Below are 25,384 nucleotides of genomic sequence, written 5' to 3' on the forward strand. Positions count from 1 at the left end.
CAGGATCAAACTCTCCAAAAAGTGGATTCAACTCAGTCCGGAGACTGGGATTGATCTGTTGATCCAAGCTTGCGCTTGGCTTGCCTCTCAGAGGCTGTACTGCCAGTCCGAAGACCAGCCTGTGGTCTTGCGACCTCTCGAGTCTGGAGTCTTCCGAAGAAAACCGCTCGCACATCCTGTCGGATGTTCCTGCTCTCGCACCCTCTCTTCTGCTTTCATGCTGCTCGCCTCGCTTGAGGCTCAGAAAAGATACCGAGCATCTGCCGATCTGTCAAGCGTCCCGGGTCAAGGTTCATTGAACTTCCGGGGGAGCGCGTACTGCACAGCGGAAACCTGGGATGCGCCGGGCCGGGGCATACTGGGGCATGTTGCGAATAGACGCTGCTGAGATCGTGGTGGCCCGGCTGCCGCTGCGCTTCCGTTTCGAGACGAGTTTCGGGGTGCAGACCGAGAAACTGATTCCGCTGCTCGTGCTACACGGCGACGGTCTGCAGGGCGTGTCGGAGGGCAGCATGGAGCCGGCGCCGATGTTCCGCGAGGAGACGGTCGCGGGGGCCCTGTCCCTGCTGCGAGACGTGTTCCTACCCCGCGTGCTGGGCCGCACCTTCGCCAACCCCGAGGCGCTGGAGGCGGCGCTCGGGACCTTCCGGGGCAACCGGATGGCGCGGGCGATGGTTGAGATGGCTGCCTGGGACCTGTGGGCACGGCGCCTGGACGTGCCGCTGGGCACCCTGCTGGGCGGCACGAAGAGTGAGGTCGAGGTGGGCGTGAGCCTGGGTATCCAGCCGGACGAGGCCGCGACCGTCGAAACCGTGCGCCGGCATGTCGAGCAGGGTTACCGCCGCATCAAGCTCAAGATCAAGCCCGGATGGGACGTGCAGCCGGTGCGGGCCGTGAGAGAGGCCTTCCCGGAGATCCGGCTGACGGTGGACGCCAACAGCGCCTATACGCTGGCCGATGCCGGGCGGCTGCGGGCGCTGGACGCCTACGGCCTGATCTACATCGAGCAGCCGCTGGCCTGGGACGACCTCGTGGACCACGCCGAGCTGAGCCGGCGGATCCAGACGCCGCTTTGCCTTGACGAGAGCATCACCACCGCCGCCGACGCCCGCAAGGGGCTGGCGCTGGGCGCCGCGCAGGTGATCAACATCAAGGTGACGCGGGTGGGCGGCCTCGCCGAAGCGCGCAGAGTTCACGACGTGGCCGCGAGCTTCGGCGCGCCGGTCTGGTGCGGCGGCATGCTGGAAAGCGGTGTGGGCCGCGCGCACAACATCCACCTCTCGACGCTGCCGAACTTCCGGTTGCCGGGCGACACGAGCAGCGCGAGCCGCTACTGGGACCGTGACCTGATCCGCGAGCCGCTGGAGGCGGTCGACGGCGTGATGCCTGTTCCGACCGGGGTGGGCACGGGCGTGTCGCTCGACCGCGAGTATCTGGCGGAAGTGACAGAGCTGCACGAGGAGCTGCGGCCTTGATACCTGGACCGGCCACGGACGCGGCGCCCGCGCAGAGCTTCGTCATCCGGGACGTGACCGATCCCTGGGCCCTGCGCGCGCTGGAGGAGGTGCAGGTGGCCGCGTGGGGTTACGCCGACCGCGAGGTCCTGCCCGGCACCATGTTCCGTATCGGGGCGGCGACGGGCGCGGTGGTGCTGGCGGCGTACCCGGCCGGGGAGCCGGAAGGCCGGCCGCTGGGCTTCGCCTACGGATTTCCAGCGCTGCGTCAGGGAGCTCGGGGCGAGACCGAGTTGTGGCATCACTCGCACCTGCTGGCCGTGCGGCCCGAATGCCGGGGCGGCGGGCTGGCGGTGGCCCTCAAGCACGCGCAGCGGGAGAGGGCGCTGGCCCAGGGTCTGACACGGATGACCTGGACCTTTGACCCCCTGGTCGCCCGCAACGCCCGCCTGAACCTGGGCAAGCTGGGCGCGCGGGCCGTGAGCTACCACCCCGACTGGTACGCGCTGGACGACGACCGCGAGGCCGCGTTTCCGGCCGACCGCCTGATGATCGAGTGGGACCTGACCCGCCCGCAGCAGGAGCGCCCGGCCCCCGCGCCGCAGGGCGAGGTGCTGCTGGAGGCCGACGACCGGGGCTGGCCGCAGCTGCGGGAGCTGGCAGGTCCCGGTCCCTTTCTCGCCGAGGTCCCCACCCATGACCTGCCGGACGACGGGCAGCGGCGCGCGTGGGGGCTTGCCCTACGCGAAGTGCTCTCGGCCCGGCTCTCGGCAGGGGACGTGGTGAGCGACCTCGCGCGGGACAGGGACCGGGCCTACTACGTGCTGACGCAGCCCTGAAAAACCGCCCCCGATAAGGAGGCGGCTGGTGAACATCAGGGAAACTGACCCTCAGTAGGTGACGTTGTAGAACGCCGTGTCGCTCTGCCAGTCGGTCTGCGGGACCGGCTGGGCGACGGGGTTGACCGGGTTCACCACGATGCTCAGCGCCTGCGCGAGCCCCTGGCTGGTCTGGGGCTTGACGGTGGCGAAGGCCTGGCCCTGGGTGTAGGTGCTCAGCTCGCTGAGGTTGAGCTGACGGCGGCTGGTAACGACCAGGACTCGGTTGAGACCGGTGGGGCCCCCCACCGTGTAGGTGAACTGGTCGCCCGTGGTGGGGAAGGCGCGGGTCTGGCCGGCACGCACGTAGTTACCGCCCGTCTTGTAGCGGTTGGGCAGGATCTGGTCGGTCGTGCCGTCGGGGTTCACGTTGAACAGGTAGACATAGGAGTTCTCGTTGACGCTCGTGTAGAGCGTGATCGGCTCACCGACGCGGTAGTTGGGTGTCTGGGTGCCGCTGGGGTCCTTGTTGACCCAGACCTTGGCGGTCAGGGTGGTCTGGACCGGGTTGACGATGATGCTCTGGGCACTGATGACGGGCGCGGCGAAGGCGGGGGCAAGGACACTCGACAGGGCGGCGGTGCTCAGGGTCAGGGTGGTCAGCAGCTTCTTCATGGTCGTTCCTCCTGTCCGGTGAAGGGTGGGGCCACCGCGTGGGCGGCGCCGGACTGTTCCTGACCTCACCGTAGCCCCCCGCGCCTGACGGGCCGTGAGTCCCAGCTGACGCAAGATGAAGGCGGGTGCGACGCTCAAGACCGCGTCAGGAACGTGAAAAAGCTGACCGGAGACTGACGTGCCGGCCAGACCTCGGCACAGAAAACGGCGCCTCCACTTTTAGGAGGCGCCGTGCTGGTGATTCCGGTCTTGTGGCAGGGATACTAGGATTCGAACCTAGACAAGCAGATCCAAAATCTACTGTGCTGCCATTACACCATATCCCTAGACAGCGGCCGGAGCCGTTTGCAGCGCATAACAGTATGCCGGCCGCGGGTGCGGGGCGTCAAGGTGTGGCGGTAGCGGCGGTACTTCCGGGCCCGACGACCGTGAGGCCCGCGAATTTCAGGAGCAGTTTCTTCTGGCCCACACCGGGAAAATACACGAGCACCTCGCGGCGATCTCCCTGGCCCGAGCCCTGCATGAAGACGCCGTCGCCGAACTTGACATGCCGCAGCCGCAGCGGCTGGGTGGTGTTCACGGCGCGCTGGATCTCACGGCTGGGAATGCCCAGGCGGGCGCTCACCTCGGGCAGCGAGAGGCCGTGTAGGTCGAGCAGTTCGCGCGCCTGGAGGGGCCAGGCGGGCGGCAGGGCCGGGGGCAGGTCGGGCAGTGCGGGGCGCTCGGCCGGGGCAGGGACCGCCTCGCCGAGCAGGCCGCGCAGCAGTTCGGCGGTGGCGGCCTTGTCGGTGGGCCGGCGCTCGCCGCTGGGCAGGAAGGGCGAGAAGCAGCGGCTCACGGCGATGCACTCGTAGCAGCCGCCCTCGGCCGTACAGCAGGTCTTGGTGGTCAGGGCGTAGGCGCGGCGCAGCAGGTCGTCCATGCTCTCGAAGGCGCGGCGCGACACGCCCAGGCCGCCCTGCCAGTCGTCGTACAGAAAGAAGTAGGTGTCGCGGCCCTCGCGGAAGGCTCCGGCGAGGTCGCCCTCGTCGCAGGCCACGCGCTCGGGGGTGAGTTTGAGCAGCAGGTGCTTGAGGGTATGCGCGACCGCCGTGGGTCGCTCGGTGGCCGCCGGGTCCAGGCCGATCTCCAGCGCGCTCGTGCGGAAGGGGGGCAGCTCGACCGCCTCGTCGTACAGGTGCTCGGAGAGCTTGTGGTCCTGCATCCGGTCCTGGATGCGCCCGCCGCAGTGTCCGCAGACGCGCTCGAAGGGGCCGGGCTCGCGATCGCAGCCGGTGCAGACGCGCTCGAAGACCTGGCGCATCATCGTGTACCCGGTGTACTGCCGCCGGATCAGGACCTCGCCGTGACGGTACACGAGGGGGCCGCGCCGCACCCACTCGCCCATCATCACCGGCCGCACCGAGGTCGCGTGCAGGCCGCGGGTGAACAGGTTGGCGGCCGCGTACTTCTCGACCAGGATCGCGGTGCCGGGCGGGGCCGCCTCCCAGCGCGCCACCTTGTAGCCCTGGCCGTCGAGGGTAAACACCGCGCCCTCGTGCTTCTCGGTCAGGGCGTAGTGCTGGCTGGGCGATTCGAGCGGCGCGTCGAAGGCCTTCGGGCCCAGCCGCTCCCACTCGCCCACCTCTATGACCGCGAATTTGGCGCTGCCCTCGCCGCGCAGGTTCCAGTAGCGGCTGCGGACCAGGGGGGCGCCCGTCTCCAGGCCCGCTGCCCGACGTTCCTCCTGCGCGCGGCCCTCGTGCCGGGGGGCGAGGTAGGGGTTGGCCGCCTCCACGACTGCCTTCTCGATGGGGCCGGTCAGCAGTTCATGGAAGTTGCCCGCGTTGCTGTAAAAGGCGTCCACCGGCTGCGGTACGCCCTGTTCGTTCAGGGCCGGGAGATACAGCACCAGCCCCGACGCGACCCGCCCCGCGCGCCCCGCCATCTGCCGGAAGGCCATGCGTGACCCCGGATAGCCGTCGATGATGACCACCTCCAGGTCGCCGATGTCCACCCCGGCCTCCAGCGCGTTGGTGGCGAACATGACCCCCGACTTGGCCCGCCGGAATTCGGAGAGGCGGCCCTCGCGGTCGCTGGTGCCGGCCATATACAGGTGCGCGTGCCGGGCGTACCCCGGCTGGGCGCGGTAGGTGCCGTACAGCCGTGCGGCCCGCGAGCGCCCCCGGAAAAAGGCCAGGGTCTTGAGGCCGTGCGCGGCGCTGGAACTCACGACCGCGTCCCAGAAGCGCCGGGGCTGACCTCTGTGGTCGGCGAGGTAATAGCGTTTGCCGTGCCGCGCCGCGCCCGACTCGCGGACCTCGGTCACGTCTATGCCGGTGAGCTCGCGCGCGAACTCGGCCGGATTGCCGATGGTGGCGGTCGAGAGCACGAGCTGCGGGGCGGCGCCCAGGGCGCGCGCGAGGTCGAGCAGGCGGCGCAGCATTCCCGCGACCTCGCTGCCAAAGCCCCCGCGATAGGTGTGCGCCTCGTCGAGCACGATGAACGACAGGCGTTTCAGGAAGGCGCGGACGGCGGGGCGGTCCAGCGACCAGTGCAGCTTGTCGGGCGTGGCCGTGACCATCCGCACGTCACTGCGGAACACCTCGCTGGGCTGGGCCTGGCCGTGAAAGGCCGCGATCTCCCAGGGAAACCCGCCGCGTTCCTGAAAGGTGCGCAACTTGTCGCGCTGGTCCTGCCCCAGCGCCACGAGCGGATAGATGAACAGCGCTGTGGCGTCCGGGTCACGTTCCAGGCGCTCGAACACGGCCGGAAAGAAGGCGCCCGTCTTGCCGCTCGCGGTGGGGGTCGTGACGATCACGTCCTGGCCGGCGGCCATCAGGCGGTAGGTCTCGGCCTGATGCGCGTAGACCTCGGGAAAGCCGAAGCCCGCGCGCACCGCTGGGGACCAACCCAGCTCGGCAGCGGGGACGGTGCGGGCCTCTTGCACCTCCTCCTCGTGCAGCAGCGCCGCCCCTCCGCCCAGGATGTCGCGCAGGAACAGCTCCAGGCGGGCATAGGGCGAGCGGGCGGCAAACACGCCCCCGAGTGTAGGGCGCGGCCGCTGGGCGCGGAGGAAGTTGGGTCACGGTGGGGGGTAGGACCCGGCCGGAGACACGCGGTCAGCCGGCACAAACGCCCCCCGGCGCCGGTGCTACGCTCCTGGGTATGACGGCCCCCGCAGCACATCCCACCGCTGACGCGGTCGCCACGGCCCTGCTCGACCGGGCCGCGAGCGGCGAGCGCCTGGACGTGGCCGAGACCGAAGCCCTGTTCCGTCTGCCGGTGCCCCAGGTCGCCGCCGTCGCCAACGGCCTGCGCCTGGAGCGCCGCGACCCGGACGTGGTGACGTTCCTGATCGACCGCAACATCAACTACACGAACGTGTGCAACGTGGGCTGCAACTTCTGCGCCTTCTACCGCACGCGCCGCCAGAAGGACAGCTACACGCTGGACTATGAGCAAATCTCGGCCAAGATCCGGGAGCTCGAAGAGGTCGGCGGCACGCGCATCCTACTTCAGGGCGGCGTGAACCCCGAACTGGGGCTGGACTACTACACGGGGCTGCTGCGGCACGTCAAGGCGCACCATCCGACCATCCGTATCGACGCGTTCTCGCCCGAAGAAGTGCTGTTCATGGAAAAGACCTTCGGGATGAGCCTCGACGAACTGCTCGACATCTTGATCGCGGCGGGCCTTGACGGGCTGCCGGGCGCGGGCGGGGAGATCCTCGAGGACGACGTGCGGGCCAAGGCGGCCCCGGCACGTATCCGCTCCGACGACTGGTTCCGGATCATCGACGCGGCGCAGCGCAAGGGGCTCTACACCATCGCCACGATGGTCATCGGCTTCGGCGAGACCTACGCCCAGCGCGCCCGTCACCTCCTGAAGATCCGCGACCAGCAGGACCGGGCCAACGCGCTGTACGGCGGCAACGGCTTTTCCGGTTTCGCGATGTGGTCCCTCCAGACCGAGAACACCCGCCTGCACGGCAAGGCTCCCGGCGCAACCGCGCACGAATACCTGCAGCAGCTCGCGGTGGCGCGCATCGCGCTGGACAACATCCCCAACATCCAGGCGTCGTGGCCCGCGCAGGGCTTCAAGGTCGCGCAGGCTGCGCTGTACTACGGCGCCAACGACCTCGGTTCCACCATGCTCGAGGAAAACGTGGTGTCGGCGGCGGGCGGGCACGGGCGGCACCGCGCTACGGTGCGCGAACTCGTGCGCATCGCGGTGGACGCGGGCTTTACCCCGGCCATCCGCAACAGCCGCTTTCAGATCATCGAGTGGCCCGATGCGCCGGCCATCCTGGCACGCGGCGCCGAGAACCCAGAGGCCGAGCGCGCCGTGGGCGCCGGGCAGTAGCCCGGAGGGCCGGAGATGACACAGGTCACGGGCAGTCTGGGAGTCGCCTGTGAAAGCCGGGGCGCGGACGTCTGGCGGCTCGAAGCCCAGCTGCATGTGGCCGACGGAACCGCTCTGCGCCGCGAACTGGAGCGCCGCGGGCTGTGGGCCTGTGGCCGTCCTGGCGATCTGAGCACCCTGCTCGACGCGCACCTGCTCTTCGGCGACGACCCGGTCTCGCACGAGACGGCCCTGAGCGTGGCCGACCTGGGCGAGCTGGCTGCCGCCCTCGCCCTGAGCCGCCGTCACGACGACCTGGGCGCGCAGTTGCTCGCCTGGTATGCCCTGGCCCGCTCGCTGGAAGCCAGCGGACGCCCTGCGCGCCTGCTCGTGTGGTGTGCGGGGTAGCCTCTCGGCACACCACCGACGTTAAGCCCACCGGAACGTAGCCGGCAGACGGGCGTCAGCTTCACCCGGCATACTCGAGAGATGCTGTCTGCTGTGCGCCGCGCTGTCCGGAACTTCCATACCCGAAAAAGAACGCTTGCCCTGGGGGCGGCGCTCCTGCTAGGCCTGCCTGCCGTCACCTCTCCGGCTCAGGCGGCCGTGGCTTCGGTCGGGGCGGTGCAGCTGACGGTCAGCACCGACCAGAACGCGGCGTACTTGAATGGAGAAAGTGTACGCCTGCAGGCCGCGCCGCGCAACGTACAGGGCCGGGTCATGCTGCCGCTGCGTGAGGCGGCGGCGCTGCTGGGGCAGCCGTTGGTGGGCAGCGCCACGCTGCAGCTCGGGCGCCTGAGTGTGGACTCGGCGCGCCTGAGCGCCTCGCTGGCCGGCGCGGCGCAGCCCGAGGGCAACGTGGCGTCGGTGGGGGGCGTGCTGTACGTCAGTGCTCGCCTGCTGGCCGACGCGCTGGGGGCCAACTTCAGCAGCGACAACGCTGGCCGCACCCTGACTATCACGGCGCTGCGCGATGGCGGCAATCCCTTGTCGCCCCAGGCCCGCTTCTCGACCGACAAGAACGTGTACGCGCCGGGCGAGCGTGTGGTCTACACCGAGTACCCCTTCGACCCAGACGGCGCCGACATCACCGCGCGGCGCTGGACCGGGCGGCAGGAGGTGTACTTCCAGCCGGGCACGTACACCATCTCGCTGCAGGTCACGAACGCGCGTGGCCTCCAGAGCGCGCCCTTTACCCGGACCATCCGCGTGGAGGGCACGCCCATCGACACACCGCTGACCTACGCCCTGAAGTACGCCGACCCTGGCGAGAGTTTCGCCGACGCGCAGGTGCTGACCTACCCGGCGGCGCCGGCGCAGCTCGTGGCCGGGCCCAATTTCCCTCTGCTGTTCAGTGACAGTCCCGAGGCCCCCACCCAGAGCGGTGTGCTGTACCAAGACACGGTTGAGGGCCGCGCGCGCCTGCTGGCCTACCACCTCAACGCGCTGGGGCGGCCGGCGCGGCTGTACGTCATGGCCCGCAACCTGGAGACGCGCCCGGTCGAGGTCCGCACCGAGCGCCTGGGCGAAACGGCCCCGACCCGCGTCGAGGGCCAGCTCGGGCAGGTCACGCTGCTCGAATACTTCGCCAGCACGGCTGCCCAGACCCTGACGCTCGCGCCGGGGCAGACGGCCGCCGCCTACGCCAGCCCCACGCTGGGGGCGGGCAGCGGCGTGAACGTGCTGCAGGACCTCACGACGAGCGGCCGGGTCGAGCTGACCTTCCTGTTTCTGGAAGACGGCCTGCCGCCCACCCAGCAGGTCATGCAGCAGCTTCCGTACCTGCCGCTGGACGGCCGGCACCAGCGCGGCACCTTTCCGGGCGCGGTGCGTTCGCTGCGCGTGAACCTGACCACCCTGCCCGCCCGCATCGTGATCGGGGACGGGCAGGTGGACCCGGTGGTCATGGGGGTGGACCGCCTGACCGGTCAGCCCATGCGTCTGAGCGGCAACTACGGCGTGCTGTACGACCTGGAGGTCAACGGCGCGGCGGGCACGGCCGTGGCCCTCAGTCCGCGCGGCGGTCTGTACCGGGGTGCCATGAACATCGTGGACGGCCCGATTACCCAGGCGATCAAGCTGCCGCGCACCGGCAACGCCCTGCTCCCCGATCAGCCGGTGATGCTGTGGCGGCCCCTGTCCGACCAGCTCAACATCGATTTCATTCCGGCCAGTGGCAGCAACCTGCCGGTGAGCCTGGTCTTCTACCGCGCCCGGCCCCAGCTCGGCCAGGGAGGCGGTCTCAAGACCTACCAGCCCTGACCGCGCCAGGGTCAGGTCGGCCGGCCCTGGTGACTTCCCGAATGGTGAAGCGCTTCCACATCCAGGGCCGGCTCCGGCATGGTGTCATGCGGTCATGACGCAGAACACCGGCCGGCAGACGATCGTGGTGCGCGGGGCATGGACAGGGCCCGTTACGGACCCTCACCGGCAGTTCAGCGGAGAAGTCACCGAGTCGGATGTGGCCGGCATAGAGACGGGGCAGGCGGTCGGTGTGAGCTTTACCGGCAGCGAGAGCCGGGTGCCGGGGGCCCGAGAGCACGGCAAATACGTCCTGAGCCTGGGTGAGCGGTCCCTGCCGCTGGTGAGCTTCACGTGCGACCAGACCGGCAAGTCCGGCCATGCGGGCCACGACGACACCCAGCCGGCCGAGTGGTGCGCGGTGGTCGTGCAGTAGGACCCCGAGGACCCGGAAGGGTGCAGCCCGCAGCGGAGCGCTATGCTGGGGCTACATCCCATCCCATATCCACGGAGGCTCAGACCCCATGCCCGTCAAGATCCGGATTTACGGAAAGGAAGCCGTCTTCACGCGGGGCTGCTGGACCTGCGAGGACGAGAGCCTGCTCGCCATGCTTGAGTCGCTCGCCGATCCACGCGCCGTCACCGAGGTTGAGGAACACGCACACGCCCTGTATGCCGCTGGGCGCTACGGCGGAGTGATCGCGGTGGGGGAGGGCTGGGAGGCTGCTCCGCACCCCGCCCCCGAGATCCGGCTCGAAGACTTCGCCCCGGCCCGGCAGCCCGAGCGCGCCGGCTGGCTCAGTTTCCTGCGCCGGAGAAAATAGCCCGGGTCTCCGGCCGCGCCCCGTGAGTGCGAGCTTTAGGCAGGCAGCTTGACCCCCGGCCCCCCAGCCCCTACGCTGCGGTCATGTCCGGCCGCGCGATTATTACTACTCCCTAGGGGCGTGGCCCGTGTTCGGCCACCGCCCCGCATATCGCGTTGGGCGGTTTTTTTTGGACGTTTCGACATACAGGAGGGCACAGATGCGCGTAGCGATTGTGGGAGCCACCGGGGCCGTGGGGCACGAACTGTTGCAGGTACTTGAAAAGAGCAGCCTGCGTTTCGACGAGCTGCTGCTGTACGCCTCGCCGCGTTCGGCGGGCAGCACCCTGAAGTTCAGGGGAGAGGACCTGACGGTGCAGGTGACGCCGGAAGGCGCCATTGACGCCGACCTGATCCTGGCGTCGGCGGGCGGCAGCGTGAGTCAGGCGCTCGCGCCCAGGTGGGTCGAGGGGGGCGCCGTGGTCATCGACAATTCCAGCGCCTTCCGCTACGACCCCGAAGTGCCGCTGGTGGTGCCCGAGGTCAACGGGCCGGCCGCGCTGCGCCACAAGGGAATCATCGCCAATCCCAACTGCACGACCGCTATCGCGGTGGTGGCTGTCGCGCCCCTGCACCGTGAATACGGCGTCCGGCGCATGATCGTCAGCACCTACCAGGCGACGAGCGGGGCTGGTCAGAAGGGCATGGACGAACTGCTCACCCAGACCCACAAGGTGCTGCACGGCCAGGAAGCGGAGGCGGAGGTCTTTGCGCATCCGATTCCCTTCAACGTCATTCCGCACATCGACGCCTTCCAGGACAACGGTTACACCAAGGAAGAGATGAAGGTGATCTGGGAGACGCGCAAGATTCTGGAAGACGAATCGTTGCAGATCAGTTGCACCGCCGTGCGCATTCCCACCCTGCGTACCCACAGCGAGGCCATCACGCTCGACCTCGAGCGCCCCGCCACTCCCGAGGCCGCCCGCGCCCTGCTGGCCAGTGCAGCGGGCGTCGAGGTGCGTGACGACCCGGCAGGCAGGCTCTACCCCATGCCCCTGACCGCGAGCGGCAAGTACGACGTGGAGGTCGGCCGTATCCGTCCGTCGCTGGTGTTCGAGGGGGGGCTGGACCTGTTCGTGGCCGGCGACCAGCTTTTGAAGGGCGCCGCCCTGAACGCCGTGCAGATCGCGGAGTACCTCCAGCAGCAGGGCGCGCTGAAGGAAAAGCAGCGGGCGTAGCTCCGCAGGTGGGTAAGAAGTGGGAGAGCCGACCAGTTCCTACCCCTCTCCTACAAGCTACGAGCCACAAGCCCCCGGGGCCTTTCCTACTTCCTCCCCACCAACCACCGCCCTCTCACCCCCGGTGGTAGGGCTCGCCCGCGCTGATGGTCGCGGCGCGGTAAAGGGCCTCGACCATCACCAGCATGGCGAGGTCGTGGGGTAGGGTCAGCAGGCCCAGGCTCCATAGGGCGTGTGCTCCGACGCGCAGGTCGTCCGTGTGACCTTCGGGGCCACCGATGGCGAGGGCCAGTTCGCCGTGCCCCGCGAGACCCTGGGCGTCCAGATACGCGCTCAGGTCCTCGCTGCTGTACTGCCGTCCGCGCGGATCGAGCAGGATCAGGGGCGCGCGGCCCGCCGCCCGGCGCACGGCCTCGCTCTCGGCGGCCTGGGTCTTGCCGGATACGCGGCTAACCTGAAGTTTGTGGTAGCGCCGCAGCCGTTTCTCGTACTCGTCCCAGCCACTGCGGGCATAGGCGAGTTTCGGTTCTCCGACAGTGATCAGGTGCAGCCGCATCCGGCCCAGGCTACCGTGCCTGGGCCGGACTCCGCGAAGGCACGGTCAGGAACGGTCGGCGGGCGCGGCGTGGACTAAACTGCTTGGCATGTCCCCCTTGCGGCGAGGCCTGCTGTGAACTACGCGGCCACCCTGGCGGTGGTGGTCGTGCTGGCGTTCTGGTTCCCGATCTCGGTGCGCCTTGCGGCCCAGTTCGGCGTGCCCGAAGCCTGGGCGGCGTCCGTCGTAGGCGCGCTGCTGACCTTTGTGACGGCCGCCTACCTCGTGCGCTTTCAGGTGCGCCGGCACAGCGTGACCCTGGAGCGCCTCGCGGCGGCGCGCGCGCAGGTGGCGGCCGATCCTTCCAACCCGCGCGCCTACTTCGTGCACGGCGAACACCTGGGCAGCATCCTGCTGCGGCTCGACCGCCGCCGCGAGGCCGCCGAGGTCATCGACCGCTACGCCCGGCTGGGCGGGGCGCGTGAAGGGGAGATCGTGGCGCTGCGCGAGGCCCTGTCGCTGGCCGAGCGCCGGCAGCGGCAGGCCCAGCGGCGGGAGGCGTGACAGTTCCCGCCGGAAGCGGGCACAATAGGGGCGGCCATATGACATACCTGCCCACCACTTCAGAAGGACTCCGGCCAGAGAGCGGAGGGCTGCGCGCGTCCCCGGCGCAAGGGAAAGAAGGGCGCCGGAGACGTGCCGCTTCCGGCGTTCCTGGGAGCGCCGCATGAGGGCCTACAAGGGCATCGTGGAGAACGGCGTGGTCGTGGTGATCGGCGCCCGGCTGCCCGAGGGAACGGTCGTGACCGTGACGGTCGGCGAGACCGAGCTGCTGCGGGCGCGCATCTCCAACGTCATCAAACGCTCGTCGCGTAAGGTCCGCGTGCGGGTCAAACCCAACCCCGGCCTCGCGCTCGAAAGCCGGTTGCCTTCCCGTGACGAGTGACCCCGACCTGACCGGCCCCCTGGACGATGTGCTGGAGGTCCCGGAGCGGCCCGAACTGGAACTGTCCGGGGCGACCGAGCTGCCTGCCGGCGCGCGGGTGTGGCTGGTGCCCACGCCGGTCGGCAACCTGGGCGACATCACCCTGCGGGCTATGGAAGTGCTGCGCGGCGCCGACGCGGTCGCCTGCGAGGACACCCGGCGCACGGGCGCGCTGCTGTCTCACCTGGGCATCGGGCGGCCACTGGTGCGGCTCGACGCCCACACCATGCACCGGGCGCCCGCGGTCCTCGAAAAATACCCCCGGCTCGCCTATGTCTCCGACGCAGGCACCCCGGGCCTGAGCGATCCCGGTGCGGAGCTGGTCGCGGCAGCCATCGCGGCTGAGATCCCGGTTGAGGTGCTGCCCGGCGCGACGGCCCTGGTGCCTGCGCTGGTGCTCTCGGGGCTGCCGGCGGGCCGCTTTACCTACGAGGGCTTCTTGCCCCGCAGCGGCCGTGAGCGCAAGGAGCGCCTGGCGGCCATCGCCGCGCGCGCCGAGACGAGCGTGCTGTACGAGAGCCCCCACCGCCTGCATGCCACCCTGGAGGACTTGGCGGCCGCATGTGGCGAGGCGCGCCCCGCCAGCGTGACCCGCGAACTCTCCAAGAAATTCGAGGAGACGCGCCGGGGCCCCCTGGCCGAGCTGGTCGCCTGGGCTGCCGGGGGCGTGCGCGGCGAGATCGTGCTGACGGTGGGGGGCCGCCCGCCCGAGGAGGCCGCCGCCGACGTCCCCGACCACGCCGCACTGGCCCGCACCTGGGCCGGCGAGGGCCTGGGGGTCAGGGATATACGTGAGCGCCTGATGGCGGCGGGTTTGCGTAAGAATGACGCTTACACGCTAGCGCTTCAGGTCACGGCGCCCTGAGGGCCGCCTCCCGGCGGTGACCGCCTTTCCCCTTCCCTGCTCCCAGAGAGGCTTTTCCTGCCATGAACGAATCCCTGAACGACGCCCACATCAACGACACGGCCATTCCCGAAGCCTCGCTGACCGAGGCCGCCCGCGCGGCCGAAAACCCCGAGATGCAGCACCCCAACCCTGCCGGCATCCGGCGTCTCGCGGTCCTGACGAGCGGCGGCGACGCGCCGGGCATGAACGCGGCCATCCGCGCCGTGGTCCGCACCGCGACCCAACAGGGCGTGGAAGTGGTCGGCGTGCGCCGGGGCTTTTCGGGCCTGCACCGGGGCGAGTTGTCGGTCCTGGGGCCGCGCGACGTGGCGAACACCATCCAGCGCGGCGGCACCATCCTGCTCACCGCCCGCTCGCACACCTGGCGCAGCCCCGAGGGCCGGGCCAAAGGCGCCCAGGTCCTGCGCGACTGGAACGTGGACGGACTGATCGTCATCGGCGGTGACGGCAGTTTCCACGGCGCGCACTATCTCCAGGAAGAACACGGCGTGCCGGTCATCGGCGTGCCGGGGACCATCGACAATGACCTGTACGGCACCGACCACACCATCGGGTATTTCACGGCGGTCGAGACGGCGCTGGACGCCGTGGACAAACTGCGCGACACCGGCGCCTCGCACGAGCGCATCTTCGTGATCGAGGTGATGGGCCGCCACGCCGGGCACATCGCGCTGGACGTGGCGGTGGCGGGCGGCGCTGAGGAGGTCTTCATTCCCGAGGACGCCAAGTCGGTCGCGGGTGTGGTCGAGATCGTGAAGGCCAGCGTCGCCAAGGGCAAGGCCAGCAGCATCATCATCGTGGCCGAGGGCTATCCGGGCGGGGCGCAGGGCGTGGCCGACACCATCGCCGCGGGCACCGGCCTGGAGACGCGCGTGAGCATCCTGGGCCACATCCAGCGCGGCGGCGCGCCGGTCAGCAGCGACCGCGTGCTGGCGAGCCGGCTGGGCGAGGCGGCCGTGTACGCCCTGATGGACGGCGAAAAGGGCGTGATGGTCGGGCGCGGCAGCGGCGGCATCGTCTACACCCCCCTGCACGAGACCTGGGAAAAGCGCAAGGACGTGAACCGCGACCTGTACCGCTGCGCCAAGACTCTGAGTATCTGAGCACCTGAGCCCTGTCCGGCGGCCCCGGCCTCCTTAGTGTGCGCCGGGGCCGACCCGCTCCGTCTTGCGCGTTCAGGCCTTAGCATCGGCAGGCCTCATGCCGCACTCCGCCCCACTGTCCCACCTCCGGTTCTGGTCGCTGCTGTTCGCCGCCTTCTCGCTTGCCTGGGGCGTACTCGCGCGGCAGTGGTCCGAGACCTGGTGGTGGCTGGCCCTGCTTGATCAGGTGCCTGCCCTGCCGCTGCTGCTTTTACCGCTGCTGCTCGCCTTTCTCGCCGCGCGCCGCCGCAAGGGCGGCTGGGTGATCTGGAACCTGGGGGTGGCCCTGGCCTTCGCGGTGTTTCAGGCGGGCGCGGTGCTGCCGCGGGCCGAACGCCTGCCGGACGGGGCTCCCCTGACCCTGCTGACGCTGAACACGGGTTTCGCCTCGGCGTCGCCCACCACGCTGGCTGCCCTGGTGGCGCGCGAGCGGGCCGACCTCGTGACCCTGCAGGAGGGGCTGGACCGTGCCGGCAAGGCCCAGCCCTACGAGGCGGCGCTGCGCCGCGCCTTTCCGGGTTGGACGGTGCTGCGCCGCGACGAATTGCTGATCCTGACCCGGCTGCCGCTGTTGGGGTCGCGCACCATCACCTTCCCGCAGACGCCGCACTCGGTCCTGCTCGCGCGCGTCCGGGCCGCCGGGCAGGAGGTGACGGTGGTCAACGTCCACCTGCCCAGTCTCGGGCTGCGCCCGGACGCCGCCGACCTGGCGGTGGGCCGCGTCCTGTCCGATCGGACCATGCACCGCCTGGTTGCCCGGCGTGAACTGCCTGAGGTGCTGGCCCGGCTGCCGGAGGCCGGAGGAGAGCCGCTGCTGCTGGCCGGCGACCTGGGTGCCCCTCCGCGAGGGGAGCTGCACCGGGACCTGAGCGTCCTGGGCCTGCGGGACGCTTTCCCGCAGGCGGGCCATTGGTTCGGCCTGACGCATCATGCCCGTGCCCCTTACGCCCGCACCGATTACGTCTGGCTGCGCGGCGCCCAGGCCGAGGATGTGCAGGCCCTGCCCGACCTCCTGAGCGACCACCGCGCCCTGGTCGTGCGCCTGCGTCTGCCTCCGGCGGTAGAGGGCGCGGCGCAGCCCTAGGCGCCCGCGTCACTGCAGCCGCTTGTCCCCAGGCGCCACCACGAACACGCCGCCCCAGGGGCGGTAGCTGCTGCGCGTCACATCCTCGCGCACCGCGCCGCTCTTCAGCTGTACCTGCCGCACCACCGCGACACGCGCGCCGGGGGCAGGCATGTCCAGTCGCCGCGTCTCGCCGGCCGCCAGCGCCGGGTCGGCCAGGAAGGTCGGGTCGGGTGGCAGGCGGCTGTTTCCGACCTTGGGCGCGGCCACCTGTACCTGCCGGCCGTCGTCGCGGCCGAAGAGGTCCACCCGCAGTCGCCCAGCTTCGACGTCCCAACTCGCCTGCACGAGGAGCGGCCCCCCCGTGTCGTTGCGCCAGCGCAGGTCCTTGCTCGGCGCGTAGACGGCGGCGTCCATGCCGGGGTCGCCGTAGTAGGCCACCTGATACGAGTGGGCGTGGCGCTCGGTGATGGGCAGCCCCGCCGCGTAGGCTGCCCGGAACACCGTGGTGCTCACCTGACAGATCCCGCCGCCGTCCTCCTTGCTCAGGCTCCCCCCGGTGATCACGTAGCCCGGCACGAAGCCGTTCGCCGCATTGATCCGCCCCACCGCGCGGTTGAAGCTGAAGCTGCGCCCCGCCGCGACCCAGGTGCCGTCAACCCGGCTGGCCCCCACCCGGATGTTCTGCACCCGGAACTCCGGACTCCCCGCGAAGGAGGATTCGCCCCCGGCCAGATGCGTCAGCCCCTGCGCCTGGGCCCAGCGCACGCTGCGTTCCGGGGCACGCAGGATCACATTCAGGGTGCTGCCGCCTGCGCCGGCCTCCACCGCCCGGCGCAGGGCCGTCTCGGTCGCCGCGCGGTCCACCGTCCAGCCGGTCCGCGCGCGGCCGACCCAGCGTCCTCCCTCCTCGGCGAAGCTCAGGTCCTGCGGCGTACGGGCCTCGACCTCGCGGTAGATGCGGTTCAGCTCGGCGCGCAGGGGCGTCAGGGGGTCGCCTTTCCGCAGAGCGGCGCGCTCCTCGGGAGTCAGGTTCAGCTCGAAACGGCGCATCACCGCTGGCCGCTCGATCCTGCCACCCACGAGGACCGGTTCGGCTGCGTTCAGGGTCAGGGTAAATGTGGAGGCAGGCGTCTGGGCCACAGGTGCAGGCAGGGCGGCGGACGGTATTCCGGCCACGGCCACGGCCTGGGCCGGAGGAGAGGCCGCAGGCCGTAGGCCCAGGCTCAGCAGCCCCAGGGTCAGGGCGCTCAGGACGAGCCAACCGGGTTTAATCTTCATGGGGCGCTCCTCGGGCAGGGGAACAGAAAAACAGACCGGCCGGCCGCGTACGGGCCTGCGCCGGTCTGTCCGTGGTGTGGCCTGACTCAGGGCATCAGCACCGTGTCGATCACGTGAATGATGCCGTTGCTCGCCGCGATGTTCGCGCGGGTCACGGTCGCGTCGCCGATCATGACCTGTCCGCCGCTGGCCATCACGTTCAGGGTGCCGCCGCCGGCCGTGGTCACGCTGCTCAGGTTCTGGACCTGTGCGGCCGTCACGCGGCCCGGCACGACGTGGTTGAGCAGCAGGGCGCGCAGCTGCTCGCGGTTGTTCAGGACGGCGTTGAGCTGGGCCGCCGGGATCTTGGCGAAGGCCGCATTGGTCGGCGCGAACACCGTGTAGGGGCCTGCGCCGTTCAGGGTCGAGGTCAGGCCAGCCGCCTGCACCGCCGTAAGCAGGGTGCTGAAGTTGGGGTCGTTCGCGACGATCGCGGCGATGGTGTTGCCCGAGGGCACGGCGCTTCCGCCGCCCGCGTGGGCGAGGCCGGTCATCAGCAGGGCGGTGGTCAGCAGGGTCTTGGTCTTCATGGGGGCACTCTCCTTGAATGAGCTGGCTTGACTACTCAACTTCGGCTGCTTCTATCAAAGACCGGACCTTCTACATCACAGCTCCTGAGAGCTACGCCGAAGTTGGCTGCCTGTCTTGTCATCAGACCTTAGATTCGGAGAAACTCACATGAAGTAGCGACGCCCACAGAATCCTTGATATCAAATGAAATTCAAGTTCAGCTCAAGCCTGCCTGAAGCTGACCTCAAGGTAGCTGCGCAGTTGTGACGGCTTGTTCTGGGGTGCATCAAGAACGGCCGCTGCTTCCAACTAGGAAGCAGCGGCCGTGTGGCCTTAAGGACGACTCAGCCGCCGACGTTGCGCAGGAACGCGGGGATGTCGTAGTCCTTGGGGTCGTAGCTGCCGGCGTTGCCGCCGCGCACCGGACGCACGATGGTGTCGATGGTGCTGCCGCGTGAGGCGCCGGGCTGGGCGGGAAGGCCGCTGAAGGCGCTGTCGCTGAAGCCTGTGGCGATCACGGTGACGCGCACCTCGTCGCCGGCCGCCTCGTCGGGCGTGATGCCGAAGAGGATGTCGGGGTCCTCGAAGCCGGTCGCCTCGCGGATCTTCTCGACGATCTCGTTGGCGTCGGTCATGCTCATGTCGTAGCCACCCGTGACGTTCACCAGGATGCGGCGCGCGCCTTCGATGCCGCGTTCGAGCAGTGGGCTATGGATGGCGCTCATGGCGGCTTCCTCGGCCATCTTGTCGCCGCGCCCGGCACCGATGCCCATGAGCACCGTGCCCGAGTTGGCCAGCAGGTTGCGCACGTCGGCAAAGTCGAGGTTGATCATGCCCTCGACGTTGATCACGTCGCTGATGCCCTTGACGCCGTAGTACAGCACGCGGTCGGCAACGAGGAAGGCCTCGCGGAAGGAGACCTTCTTGTCCACGGCGGTCAGCAGTTTCTGGTTGTTCACCACAATCATGCCGTCCACGCGGTCGGTGAGCTTGCTGATGCCCTCTTCGGCCACACGGATGCGCTTGGGGCCTTCGAAGCCGAAGGGCCGCGTCACGATGGCGACCGTGAGGATGCCCATTTCACGGGCGATCTCGGCCACGACCGGGGCGCTGCCCGTGCCGGTGCCGCCGCCCATGCCGGCCGTAATGAACAGCATGTCGGTGCCGTCGAGGTATTCCTTGATCCGCTCGCGGTCCTCCAAAGCGGCCTTCTCGCCGACCTCGGGATCTGCGCCCGCGCCCAGGCCGCGTGTCAGGCGGTCGCCGAGCTGAATACGGACCTCGGCGTGGCTTTTGGCCAGCACCTGGGCATCGGTATTGCCCGCGATAAATTCGACTCCTTCGAGTCCCGATTCAATCATGCGGTTCACGGCGTTGTTGCCCGCCCCGCCCAAGCCGATCACGCGAATTCTGGCCGCTTGCATCTTGTCTCCTTCACGTCCAGAGGGTGTTTGGGTACGTCAACTGGACCGGTGTGTCAGTGGGGCGAGTCTAGCGCACCCGTTTTCGGGGAGGGGCAGGGGCCACCGCCTGGGTGGCCCCTGCTTCCGGGGAAGAGATCTAGAACCAGTCCTTGAGCATCGTGCGGATCCGGTCCCCGAAGCTCGCGCCCGCCTTCTCCTTTTTGGGAGCTGGCGCCTTGGCCTCGGCCGGCGCCGGTGCGGGCGTGGCCGTCACCGGCTGCGGCGCCGGCGTGGGAGCGGCCGTCACCACCGTAGCCGGCGCCGGGGTGGGCGCGCGGCCAATGGTCGGCAGTTCGGGAGCGTGGGCCGGAGCCGGCGCCTCGGTGGAGACGCTCATCGGAACCTTGCCGTCCTGCGCGATGCCGTAGAGAACCAGGCCGACGCCGCAGGCATGGCCGGGTCCACTGACGATGTCGCTCAGCCCCTGGATGCCGCGGGGCTGGCCTAGGCGTACCGGCAGCCGGAAGCGGTCACGCGCCAGTTCCACGGCTCCGCGTAGCTGGGCGGCTCCGCCGGTCAGGACGACCGACTGCGCCACGAGTTCCACAGGACCCAGGGCCTGGTCGATCTCGTCGCGGATCATGCCGTAGATCTCGTTGATGCGCGGCTTGATGACGCGTGAAAGCTCGAAGGCGCTGATGGCGTGCGTCGTGCCGTTGGAGGTCGTGATCTCCAATGTCAGGTCCTGATCGGCGAGTTCGGGCAGGGCCGCGCCGTAGCGCCGCTTGACGTTCTCGGCTTCCTCCATCGGGATCTTGAGGATCTGCGCGAGGTCGGCCGTGACGTGCTCGCCGCCGATGGGAATGCTGGCGCTGTGGGCGAGGTTGCCCCGCTTGAACACCCCGATGTCGGTGGTGCCGCCCCCCATGTCGATCACGATGGTCGCCTGCTGCTGCTCGCTGGCAGTCAGCGTGGCGAGACCCGAGGCCAAGGCGTGCAGCACGAAGCCCTCGACCGCCAGCCCCGCCTCCTGCACGCAGCGGCGCAGGTTGAGCAGGGGGCCGGCGGTTCCGGCGACGATGTGCACGTCGACCTCCAGGCGCACGCCATGCATGCCAACCGGGCTCTTGATGCCCTCCTGGCCGTCCACGACGTATTCCTGGGGCAGCGTGTGCAGGATTTCGAGGTTGGGATCAAGCGGCACCGCGCGCGCGTTCTCGATGGCGCGGTCCACGTCCTGCTGGTTGATCTCCTGATGACGCCGGATGGCCGCCAAGCCGTGACTGGTGATGGCCTTGGCATGGTTGCCCGCCACGCTGACGAACACGTCGTGGACCTTGACGCCGCTGACGCGTTCGGCCGCCTGGACCGACTGCCGGATGGCCTGGGTCGCGCGGTCGAGGTTGACCACGCTGCCGCGCTTCATGCCTTCGCTGGGGACGCTGCCCTCACCGATGATGTCGACGCTGCCGCCCGGCATGACCTCGCCGATGACCGTTGTGATCTTGGTGGTGCCGATATCGAGGCCCACGATGATGGTACTGTCCCTCATTCCTGGACGCTCACCCCCCAAGGATAAATGTTGATGTGTTGGTTCGGGTACATGCTGATGCTCCCAGCGTACTTCAAGAGAGAGTTGAGGTCGCCGCTCCAGACGCTGCCGTTCGCCGTTCGCACGGTGACACCGCTGGGGGTATATGCGGCCGATTGCACAGTGTAGCGCGACAGCGCGCGGGCGGCCGTCAGGGCGGTCTTCAGGCGGTCCGGCCCCCAGCCGCTGAGGACGGGCAGGCCGGTAGTGGGGCCGTCCGGCAGAACTTCGCCGCCTTCGGCCAGCGTGACGGCCTCACCGCCCGGCGGCTGCCAGCGCGCGAAGGGCCGGCGCTCGGTCACCTCGATGCTCACTTGGTCGGGAAAGATCCGGGTCACGCGCGCCGAGGCCACCCAGGGGCTGTCCAGCAGCCCGCGCGCGCGCCAGCGCCCGTAATACAGCCAGCCGAACTCGCTGCCCAGCACGGGGTCAAGCCCCGCGAGGCGGCGCACCTCGGCCGTGCTGAGGTGTCCGTTGCCGCTGACGGTCACGGTCCGCACCGGCAGCAGCAGCCAGCTCGCCGCCAGTGCGGCCACGAACACGACACTGCCCCCCGAGGCCCACCACACCCAGGGCCGCACACGCCGTAGCCGCTCGCCCAGGCTGGGGCCGGTGCGGGCGCGGCGTTGCCGGCGCGGGCGCACGTCTTCGGGCATAGGGGCGACCTCTTCGGAGACCATGACGTCGGCCTGGACCTCCAGCTCAGCCACCTGAACCTCGGGGAGGGGAGATGCGATTTCGGGAACCGGGTCCGGCGGCCCCTGCCCGGCAGGTGGACCGGGCAGGGGGTCGCGGTAGGCGTTGCGGCGACGGGCCACGGCCTAACCGCGCTCCGGCCAGAGTTCATATTCGAGTTCCATAGGCACGCCCACCCGCTCGCGGGCGAGGTCAAGCAGGGCGTGGACGTCGGCCGCCGTCGCGCCGCCCAGGTTCACGATGAAGTTGGCGTGCTCGGGCGCGATCATGGCGGCACCCACCCGCGCGCCCTTGAGCCCCGCCTCGTCCATGAGTTTGCCCGCGCTGACGCCGCCGGGATTCTTAAAGGCGCAGCCGGGCGTCTTCATCTTGGGCTGGCCCTTGCGGGCGGTGTCGGCGTGGGTCATCTTCTCCAGCACGGCTTCCGGGGTGCTGCGCGTCAGGCGCAGCCGCACCCGAGACACCACCTCGCCGCGCGCGATACCGCTCTGGCGGTAGCCCCAGTCCAGCTCGTCCGGCGTGACCTGCCGCGTGCCCTCCGGCGTCACGATCTCGACCGTGTGCAGGCCGCCGAACATCTCGCCGTAGCGGGTGCCCGCGTTCATCCACACTGCGCCGCCGACCTGCGCCGGAATGCCGACCGTGCCTTCCAGCCCTGAGAGCCCCAGTTTCTGCAAGGTGCGGATCAATCCGGGCAGGGGGACGCCGCCGCCGATCCAGCCGGTGACGATCTCGGTGCCGGTACTCAGGGCCGGGTCGGGCTCCAGGTCGCGGCCGGCCAGCTCGCCGGTCAGGCGCACCACCCGCTCGGGGACCCCCGCGTCGCTGATCACGAGGTTGCTGCCGCCGCCCAGCACCCGGTAGGGCGCCCCAATGGCCTCGGCGAGTTGCGCGTGGTCGGCCACGAACCATACCTCGGCCTCGCCGCCCACACCCAGAGTCGTGAAGCGGGCCAAGGGCAGACGCTCGACGCGGGCGCCGGTACGGCTCTGCGGAGCCGCAGTCATCCGGGCTCTCCGACGAGTTCGCGCCCGAGTTTCCAGACGTCGCCTGCGCCCATCGTCACGATGATGTCGCCGGCCTGGGCTGTATTGCGCAGCCGCCGCACGACCTCGGCGCGGTCGGGGAGGTACTGCACGCCCCGGTGCCCCTGCTCGGTCATGCGCTCCGAGATCAGGGTGGCGTGGATTCCCTCGATGGGCGGCTCGGAGGCGGCGGCGATATCGAGCAGCAGCACCTCGTCGGCTGCCATCAGGGCGTCGGCCAGCCGGGGCCAGCTCTGCTGGGTGCGCAGGTAGCGGTGCGGCTGAAACACCACGCGCACGCGGCGGCCGGTCTGGTGCGCGGCCTGCACGGCAGCGGCGACCTTGGTGGCGTTGTGCGCGTAGTCATCCACGATCAGGGCGCCGTTGAGCTCACCCACGCGCTGCCAGCGCCGGCCCGGTCCCCCGAAGGCGGCCAGGGCGGCGGCGGCCCGCGTGAAGTCGCCGCCGTACAGGTGCGTGACTGCCAGCGCCGCCAGCGCGTTCAGGACGTTGTGGACGCCGGGCAGCGACACGCGGGCCTCGCCCAGCGTCTCGCCCCGGAAGGTGACGGTGAAGGCGGTGCCCTCGGCGTCGGGGCGCAGGTCTACGGCACGGTAGTCGGCATCCGCTGCTTGGCCGTAGCTCAGGCGCTCGCGGGCGCCCGCACACAGTTCGTCCAGGCCCGGCCAGTCGGCGCACAGCAGCACACGCTCCGAACCCGCGACGAACCGTGCGAAACCCGCGTGCTGCTCCTCAACCGTATTCCAGTAGGTCGCCTGATCGCCGCCCACATGGTCGTCCTCGGCGTTGGTGAACACGGCCGTCTCGCAGCTCAGCTCCGCGAAGGCCCGGTCGGACTCGTCCACCTCGGCCACGAAGGGCCCCTCGCCCACACGCGCGTTACTGCCGAACTCGGGCACCAGCCCGCCCACGAAGGCCGACGGGTCCAGGCCCGCGCCCTGCATGGCGACCGCGATCATGCTTGTGGTGGTCGTCTTGCCGTGGGTGCCGATCACGCCAACACTGGGGCCGCTGCCCAGCAGTTCGCCCAGCAGCGCCATCCGGGGCCGGACCTCAATGCCGGCTGCCCGCGCCGCCACGAGTTCGGGATGGGTCTTGGGAACGGCCTCGGAGGCGACGAGCACATCCACCGGGCCGAACTCCGGCCCGAAGGCCTGGGGCGCGACATGCGCGTCGCTGTGCCCACTGGCCACCGCCACGCCTTCCTGCTCGAGCTGCGCGGTGAGTTCGGTGGCGGCTTCGTCGCAGCCGCTCACGCGGTGGCCGCGGGCCCGCAGCAGCCGCGCGAAGGCGCTCATACCGATCCCGCCCACACCCATGAGGTGGTAGTGCAGTGCGGGATGCGGCGCGGAGGAAACGGGGGAAGAGGGCTGAGCGTCGGGGCCAGTCGCGTTCAGGCCGGGGGCGGTCGGGGGGGTCGGTGAGGGTTGGGTCATGGGGGCAGCTCGCTAGCGCAGGCGCGTCTCGATCAGGTCGGCGAAGCGGGCCGCCGCGCCCGGCTGAGCACGCGCGAGGGCCGCCGCCGTCATGGCGGCGCGGGTCTCCGGCTGCGCACACTCTAACACCGCCTGCGCCAGCCCTCCGGCCCCGGCTTCCGTCCCAGTGTCGAGAACCCGGCGCTGTTCGACGAGTCGCCCGGCCCCGGAGAGCTGCACCGCCTGCGCGTTGTGGAGCTGGTGGTTTTCGGCCGACTCGGGCAGCGGCACCATGACGAGCGGCACCCCGTGAAAGGCCGCCTCGGCCAGCGTGCTCGTGCCTGCCCGCGTGATTGCCAGGTCGGCCGCCGACCACGCCGCGACCGCGTCCACGTAGTCGGTCGCGCGGTACCAGGGCCAGTCCTGGACCACCGGCCCCACCTTCTCCAGCCAGCGCCGCCCGGTGGCGTGCAGGACCTGCACAGCCTGCGCCGGGCCGCCCGCCGGGGTCAGGCTGAGGTCGCCGCTGCGGAAGTCGAAGTCGATCTGGGGCAGTTCGCCACCCAGCACGCCCGAGTTGCCGAACAGCCCGCGCAGCACGCCGGGTACGTTGTCGTTGAGAAACAGCGATCCCTGCGACCCGCCCATGATCAGCAGGGTCAGGCGGCCCGGCTGGAGACCCAGGCGCTCCAGGGCCTCGGCACGGTCCAGACGTTCCTCGCGCACCGGCATCCCGACCAGGGTGGCCTTGTCGGGCGAGAGGCCGCGCACCGTGTCGTACACCGTGCCGACGGCCTGCGCGCGCCCCACCGCGAGGCGCTGCGTGAGGCCCAGCAGGGCGTTCTGCTCGTGCAGGACGGTCGGGAGGCGCAGGCTCTGCGCGGCGAGTACGCCCGGCAGGCTGGCAAAGCCCCCGTAGCCCACTACGGCGGCGGGCCGCAGCTTCTGGAGCAGGGCGCGGGCCTGGGTCACGCCCTGCCCGGCGCGAAGCAACTCGCGCGGATCGGCCATGCCCTGCCCGCTGCGCGCGAGTTTGCCGGCGTCCACCCCGTGAAACAGCAGCCCCTGTTCAGCGGCCACCCGCTCCTCCATTCCCCCGCGCTGGCCCAGCAGCATCGCCGCGTGCCCGCGCCGGATCAGTTCGCGTGCGGTCGCCACCGCCGGGTAGATATGGCCCCCGGTGCCGCCTGTTGCCATCACGACCAAGCTCATCGGGG

24 protein-coding genes and 1 tRNA gene are annotated in these 25,384 nt (G+C 70.0%); 13 read left to right on the forward strand and 12 right to left on the reverse strand.

The window, feature by feature from the left end:
* The first annotated feature begins 365 nt into the window (after positions 1-365).
* Entirely contained in the window at positions 366-1,475 is a 1,110-nt protein-coding gene (menC, locus tag ASF71_RS20615; protein WP_056303873.1) for an o-succinylbenzoate synthase, read from the forward strand.
* Complete coding sequence (locus ASF71_RS20620; protein ID WP_235514660.1) at positions 1,472-2,293, forward strand: GNAT family N-acetyltransferase; 822 nt, start codon at positions 1,472-1,474, stop codon at positions 2,291-2,293. The genes menC and ASF71_RS20620 overlap by 4 nt, the downstream gene beginning before the upstream one ends.
* 51 nt (positions 2,294-2,344) lie before the next feature.
* Here ASF71_RS20620 and ASF71_RS20625 read toward each other — a convergent pair whose 3' ends face one another.
* The 3 genes from ASF71_RS20625 to ASF71_RS20635 form a co-directional block, all read right to left on the reverse strand.
* The gene (locus ASF71_RS20625) at positions 2,345-2,947 is read right to left on the reverse strand and encodes a DUF4384 domain-containing protein (RefSeq protein WP_056303647.1); all 603 of its coding nucleotides are present in this window, start codon (positions 2,945-2,947) and stop codon (positions 2,345-2,347) included.
* A 252-nt stretch (positions 2,948-3,199) separates the two neighbouring features.
* A tRNA-Gln gene (locus ASF71_RS20630) sits at positions 3,200-3,273 on the reverse strand.
* 59 nt (positions 3,274-3,332) lie between these two features.
* Complete coding sequence (locus tag ASF71_RS20635; RefSeq protein WP_056303649.1) at positions 3,333-5,966, reverse strand: DEAD/DEAH box helicase; 2,634 nt, start codon at positions 5,964-5,966, stop codon at positions 3,333-3,335.
* Positions 5,967-6,094: 128 nt separating this feature from the next.
* Here ASF71_RS20635 and mqnC point away from each other — a divergent pair, with 128 nt between their 5' ends.
* From mqnC to ASF71_RS20665, 6 genes are all read left to right on the forward strand, one after another.
* On the forward strand, positions 6,095-7,291 hold the full coding sequence (gene mqnC / locus ASF71_RS20640; RefSeq protein WP_056303651.1) for a cyclic dehypoxanthinyl futalosine synthase: 1,197 nt from the start codon (positions 6,095-6,097) through the stop codon (positions 7,289-7,291).
* 15 nt (positions 7,292-7,306) lie between these two features.
* Positions 7,307-7,678 carry a hypothetical protein gene (locus ASF71_RS20645; protein ID WP_056303652.1) on the forward strand — a complete coding sequence of 124 codons (372 nt, stop codon included), beginning with the start codon at positions 7,307-7,309 and terminating at the stop codon, positions 7,676-7,678.
* A gap of 81 nt (positions 7,679-7,759) precedes the next feature.
* Positions 7,760-9,532 (forward strand): stalk domain-containing protein, encoded by a 1,773-nt coding sequence (locus tag ASF71_RS20650; RefSeq protein ID WP_235514662.1) that lies wholly within the window; start codon positions 7,760-7,762, stop codon positions 9,530-9,532.
* Between the two features lie 94 nt (positions 9,533-9,626).
* Positions 9,627-9,947: a hypothetical protein gene (locus ASF71_RS20655; RefSeq protein ID WP_056303656.1), complete on the forward strand. Its 321-nt coding sequence runs from the start codon at positions 9,627-9,629 to the stop codon at positions 9,945-9,947.
* Between the two features lie 88 nt (positions 9,948-10,035).
* On the forward strand, positions 10,036-10,335 hold the full coding sequence (locus ASF71_RS20660; RefSeq protein ID WP_056303659.1) for a hypothetical protein: 300 nt from the start codon (positions 10,036-10,038) through the stop codon (positions 10,333-10,335).
* A gap of 199 nt (positions 10,336-10,534) precedes the next feature.
* Positions 10,535-11,554, forward strand: a complete 1,020-nt coding sequence (locus tag ASF71_RS20665; RefSeq protein WP_056303661.1) for an aspartate-semialdehyde dehydrogenase — start codon at positions 10,535-10,537, stop codon at positions 11,552-11,554.
* 115 nt (positions 11,555-11,669) lie between these two features.
* Here ASF71_RS20665 and ASF71_RS20670 read toward each other — a convergent pair whose 3' ends face one another.
* Positions 11,670-12,110 (reverse strand): 23S rRNA (pseudouridine(1915)-N(3))-methyltransferase RlmH, encoded by a 441-nt coding sequence (locus ASF71_RS20670; RefSeq protein ID WP_056303663.1) that lies wholly within the window; start codon positions 12,108-12,110, stop codon positions 11,670-11,672.
* A gap of 114 nt (positions 12,111-12,224) precedes the next feature.
* Between ASF71_RS20670 and ASF71_RS20675 the strand changes: the two genes are divergently transcribed.
* The 5 genes from ASF71_RS20675 to ASF71_RS20695 all read left to right on the forward strand — a co-directional run bounded on the left by ASF71_RS20675 (position 12,225) and on the right by ASF71_RS20695 (position 16,207).
* Positions 12,225-12,653, forward strand: coding sequence for a hypothetical protein (locus ASF71_RS20675; RefSeq protein ID WP_056303665.1), 429 nt, complete (start codon positions 12,225-12,227; stop codon positions 12,651-12,653).
* Between the two features lie 163 nt (positions 12,654-12,816).
* Positions 12,817-13,035, forward strand: coding sequence for a hypothetical protein (locus ASF71_RS20680; RefSeq protein WP_056303667.1), 219 nt, complete (start codon positions 12,817-12,819; stop codon positions 13,033-13,035).
* Positions 13,036-13,096: 61 nt separating this feature from the next.
* A complete protein-coding gene (gene rsmI, locus ASF71_RS20685) occupies positions 13,097-13,939 on the forward strand; it encodes a 16S rRNA (cytidine(1402)-2'-O)-methyltransferase (protein ID WP_369815039.1) in 843 nt (280 codons plus the stop codon).
* Between the two features lie 155 nt (positions 13,940-14,094).
* Positions 14,095-15,084, forward strand: coding sequence for a 6-phosphofructokinase (pfkA, locus tag ASF71_RS20690; RefSeq protein WP_056303879.1), 990 nt, complete (start codon positions 14,095-14,097; stop codon positions 15,082-15,084).
* Between the two features lie 97 nt (positions 15,085-15,181).
* On the forward strand, positions 15,182-16,207 hold the full coding sequence (locus ASF71_RS20695; RefSeq protein WP_056303670.1) for an endonuclease/exonuclease/phosphatase family protein: 1,026 nt from the start codon (positions 15,182-15,184) through the stop codon (positions 16,205-16,207).
* A 9-nt stretch (positions 16,208-16,216) separates the two neighbouring features.
* Here the strand turns inward: ASF71_RS20695 and ASF71_RS25620 are convergent, their stop codons facing one another.
* The 8 genes from ASF71_RS25620 to murG all read right to left on the reverse strand — a co-directional run bounded on the left by ASF71_RS25620 (position 16,217) and on the right by murG (position 25,379).
* Positions 16,217-17,467 carry a VanW family protein gene (locus ASF71_RS25620; RefSeq protein ID WP_304437961.1) on the reverse strand — a complete coding sequence of 417 codons (1,251 nt, stop codon included), beginning with the start codon at positions 17,465-17,467 and terminating at the stop codon, positions 16,217-16,219.
* An 86-nt stretch (positions 17,468-17,553) separates the two neighbouring features.
* Positions 17,554-18,036, reverse strand: a complete 483-nt coding sequence (locus tag ASF71_RS20705; protein ID WP_056303672.1) for a fasciclin domain-containing protein — start codon at positions 18,034-18,036, stop codon at positions 17,554-17,556.
* Between the two features lie 324 nt (positions 18,037-18,360).
* Positions 18,361-19,440, reverse strand: coding sequence for a cell division protein FtsZ (ftsZ, locus tag ASF71_RS20710; protein WP_056303673.1), 1,080 nt, complete (start codon positions 19,438-19,440; stop codon positions 18,361-18,363).
* Positions 19,441-19,576: 136 nt separating this feature from the next.
* Positions 19,577-20,971 carry a cell division protein FtsA gene (gene ftsA, locus ASF71_RS20715; protein WP_056303675.1) on the reverse strand — a complete coding sequence of 465 codons (1,395 nt, stop codon included), beginning with the start codon at positions 20,969-20,971 and terminating at the stop codon, positions 19,577-19,579.
* Entirely contained in the window at positions 20,968-21,828 is an 861-nt protein-coding gene (locus ASF71_RS20720) for a cell division protein FtsQ/DivIB (RefSeq protein WP_235514663.1), read from the reverse strand. The genes ftsA and ASF71_RS20720 overlap by 4 nt, the downstream gene beginning before the upstream one ends.
* A gap of 3 nt (positions 21,829-21,831) precedes the next feature.
* Positions 21,832-22,713, reverse strand: coding sequence for a UDP-N-acetylmuramate dehydrogenase (locus ASF71_RS20725; protein ID WP_056303677.1), 882 nt, complete (start codon positions 22,711-22,713; stop codon positions 21,832-21,834).
* Entirely contained in the window at positions 22,710-24,071 is a 1,362-nt protein-coding gene (gene murC / locus ASF71_RS20730; protein WP_056303679.1) for a UDP-N-acetylmuramate--L-alanine ligase, read from the reverse strand. The genes ASF71_RS20725 and murC overlap by 4 nt, the downstream gene beginning before the upstream one ends.
* A 129-nt stretch (positions 24,072-24,200) precedes the next feature.
* Positions 24,201-25,379 (reverse strand): undecaprenyldiphospho-muramoylpentapeptide beta-N-acetylglucosaminyltransferase, encoded by a 1,179-nt coding sequence (gene murG, locus ASF71_RS20735; RefSeq protein ID WP_056303681.1) that lies wholly within the window; start codon positions 25,377-25,379, stop codon positions 24,201-24,203.
* Positions 25,380-25,384: the final 5 nt, after the last annotated feature.

The organism is Deinococcus sp. Leaf326 (genome assembly GCF_001424185.1).
Classification (GTDB): domain Bacteria; phylum Deinococcota; class Deinococci; order Deinococcales; family Deinococcaceae; genus Deinococcus.

Bases quoted from the DNA above. Each gene is read 5' to 3' on its own strand.
- menC (WP_056303873.1), top strand. From the start codon at position 366: ATGTTGCGAATAGACGCTGCTGAGATCGTGGTGGCCCGGCTGCCGCTG.
- ASF71_RS20625 (WP_056303647.1), bottom strand. From the start codon at position 2,947: ATGAAGAAGCTGCTGACCACCCTGACCCTGAGCACCGCCGCCCTGTCG.
- mqnC (WP_056303651.1), top strand. From the start codon at position 6,095: ATGACGGCCCCCGCAGCACATCCCACCGCTGACGCGGTCGCCACGGCC.
- ASF71_RS20645 (WP_056303652.1), top strand. From the start codon at position 7,307: ATGACACAGGTCACGGGCAGTCTGGGAGTCGCCTGTGAAAGCCGGGGC.
- ASF71_RS20650 (WP_235514662.1), top strand. From the start codon at position 7,760: ATGCTGTCTGCTGTGCGCCGCGCTGTCCGGAACTTCCATACCCGAAAA.
- ASF71_RS20655 (WP_056303656.1), top strand. From the start codon at position 9,627: ATGACGCAGAACACCGGCCGGCAGACGATCGTGGTGCGCGGGGCATGG.
- ASF71_RS20660 (WP_056303659.1), top strand. From the start codon at position 10,036: ATGCCCGTCAAGATCCGGATTTACGGAAAGGAAGCCGTCTTCACGCGG.
- ASF71_RS20665 (WP_056303661.1), top strand. From the start codon at position 10,535: ATGCGCGTAGCGATTGTGGGAGCCACCGGGGCCGTGGGGCACGAACTG.
- ASF71_RS20670 (WP_056303663.1), bottom strand. From the start codon at position 12,110: ATGCGGCTGCACCTGATCACTGTCGGAGAACCGAAACTCGCCTATGCC.
- ASF71_RS20680 (WP_056303667.1), top strand. From the start codon at position 12,817: ATGAGGGCCTACAAGGGCATCGTGGAGAACGGCGTGGTCGTGGTGATC.
- pfkA (WP_056303879.1), top strand. From the start codon at position 14,095: ATGCAGCACCCCAACCCTGCCGGCATCCGGCGTCTCGCGGTCCTGACG.
- ASF71_RS20695 (WP_056303670.1), top strand. From the start codon at position 15,182: ATGCCGCACTCCGCCCCACTGTCCCACCTCCGGTTCTGGTCGCTGCTG.
- ASF71_RS25620 (WP_304437961.1), bottom strand. From the start codon at position 17,467: ATGAAGATTAAACCCGGTTGGCTCGTCCTGAGCGCCCTGACCCTGGGG.
- ASF71_RS20705 (WP_056303672.1), bottom strand. From the start codon at position 18,036: ATGAAGACCAAGACCCTGCTGACCACCGCCCTGCTGATGACCGGCCTC.
- ftsZ (WP_056303673.1), bottom strand. From the start codon at position 19,440: ATGCAAGCGGCCAGAATTCGCGTGATCGGCTTGGGCGGGGCGGGCAAC.
- ftsA (WP_056303675.1), bottom strand. From the start codon at position 20,971: ATGAGGGACAGTACCATCATCGTGGGCCTCGATATCGGCACCACCAAG.
- ASF71_RS20725 (WP_056303677.1), bottom strand. From the start codon at position 22,713: ATGACTGCGGCTCCGCAGAGCCGTACCGGCGCCCGCGTCGAGCGTCTG.
- murC (WP_056303679.1), bottom strand. From the start codon at position 24,071: ATGGGTGTGGGCGGGATCGGTATGAGCGCCTTCGCGCGGCTGCTGCGG.
- murG (WP_056303681.1), bottom strand. From the start codon at position 25,379: ATGAGCTTGGTCGTGATGGCAACAGGCGGCACCGGGGGCCATATCTAC.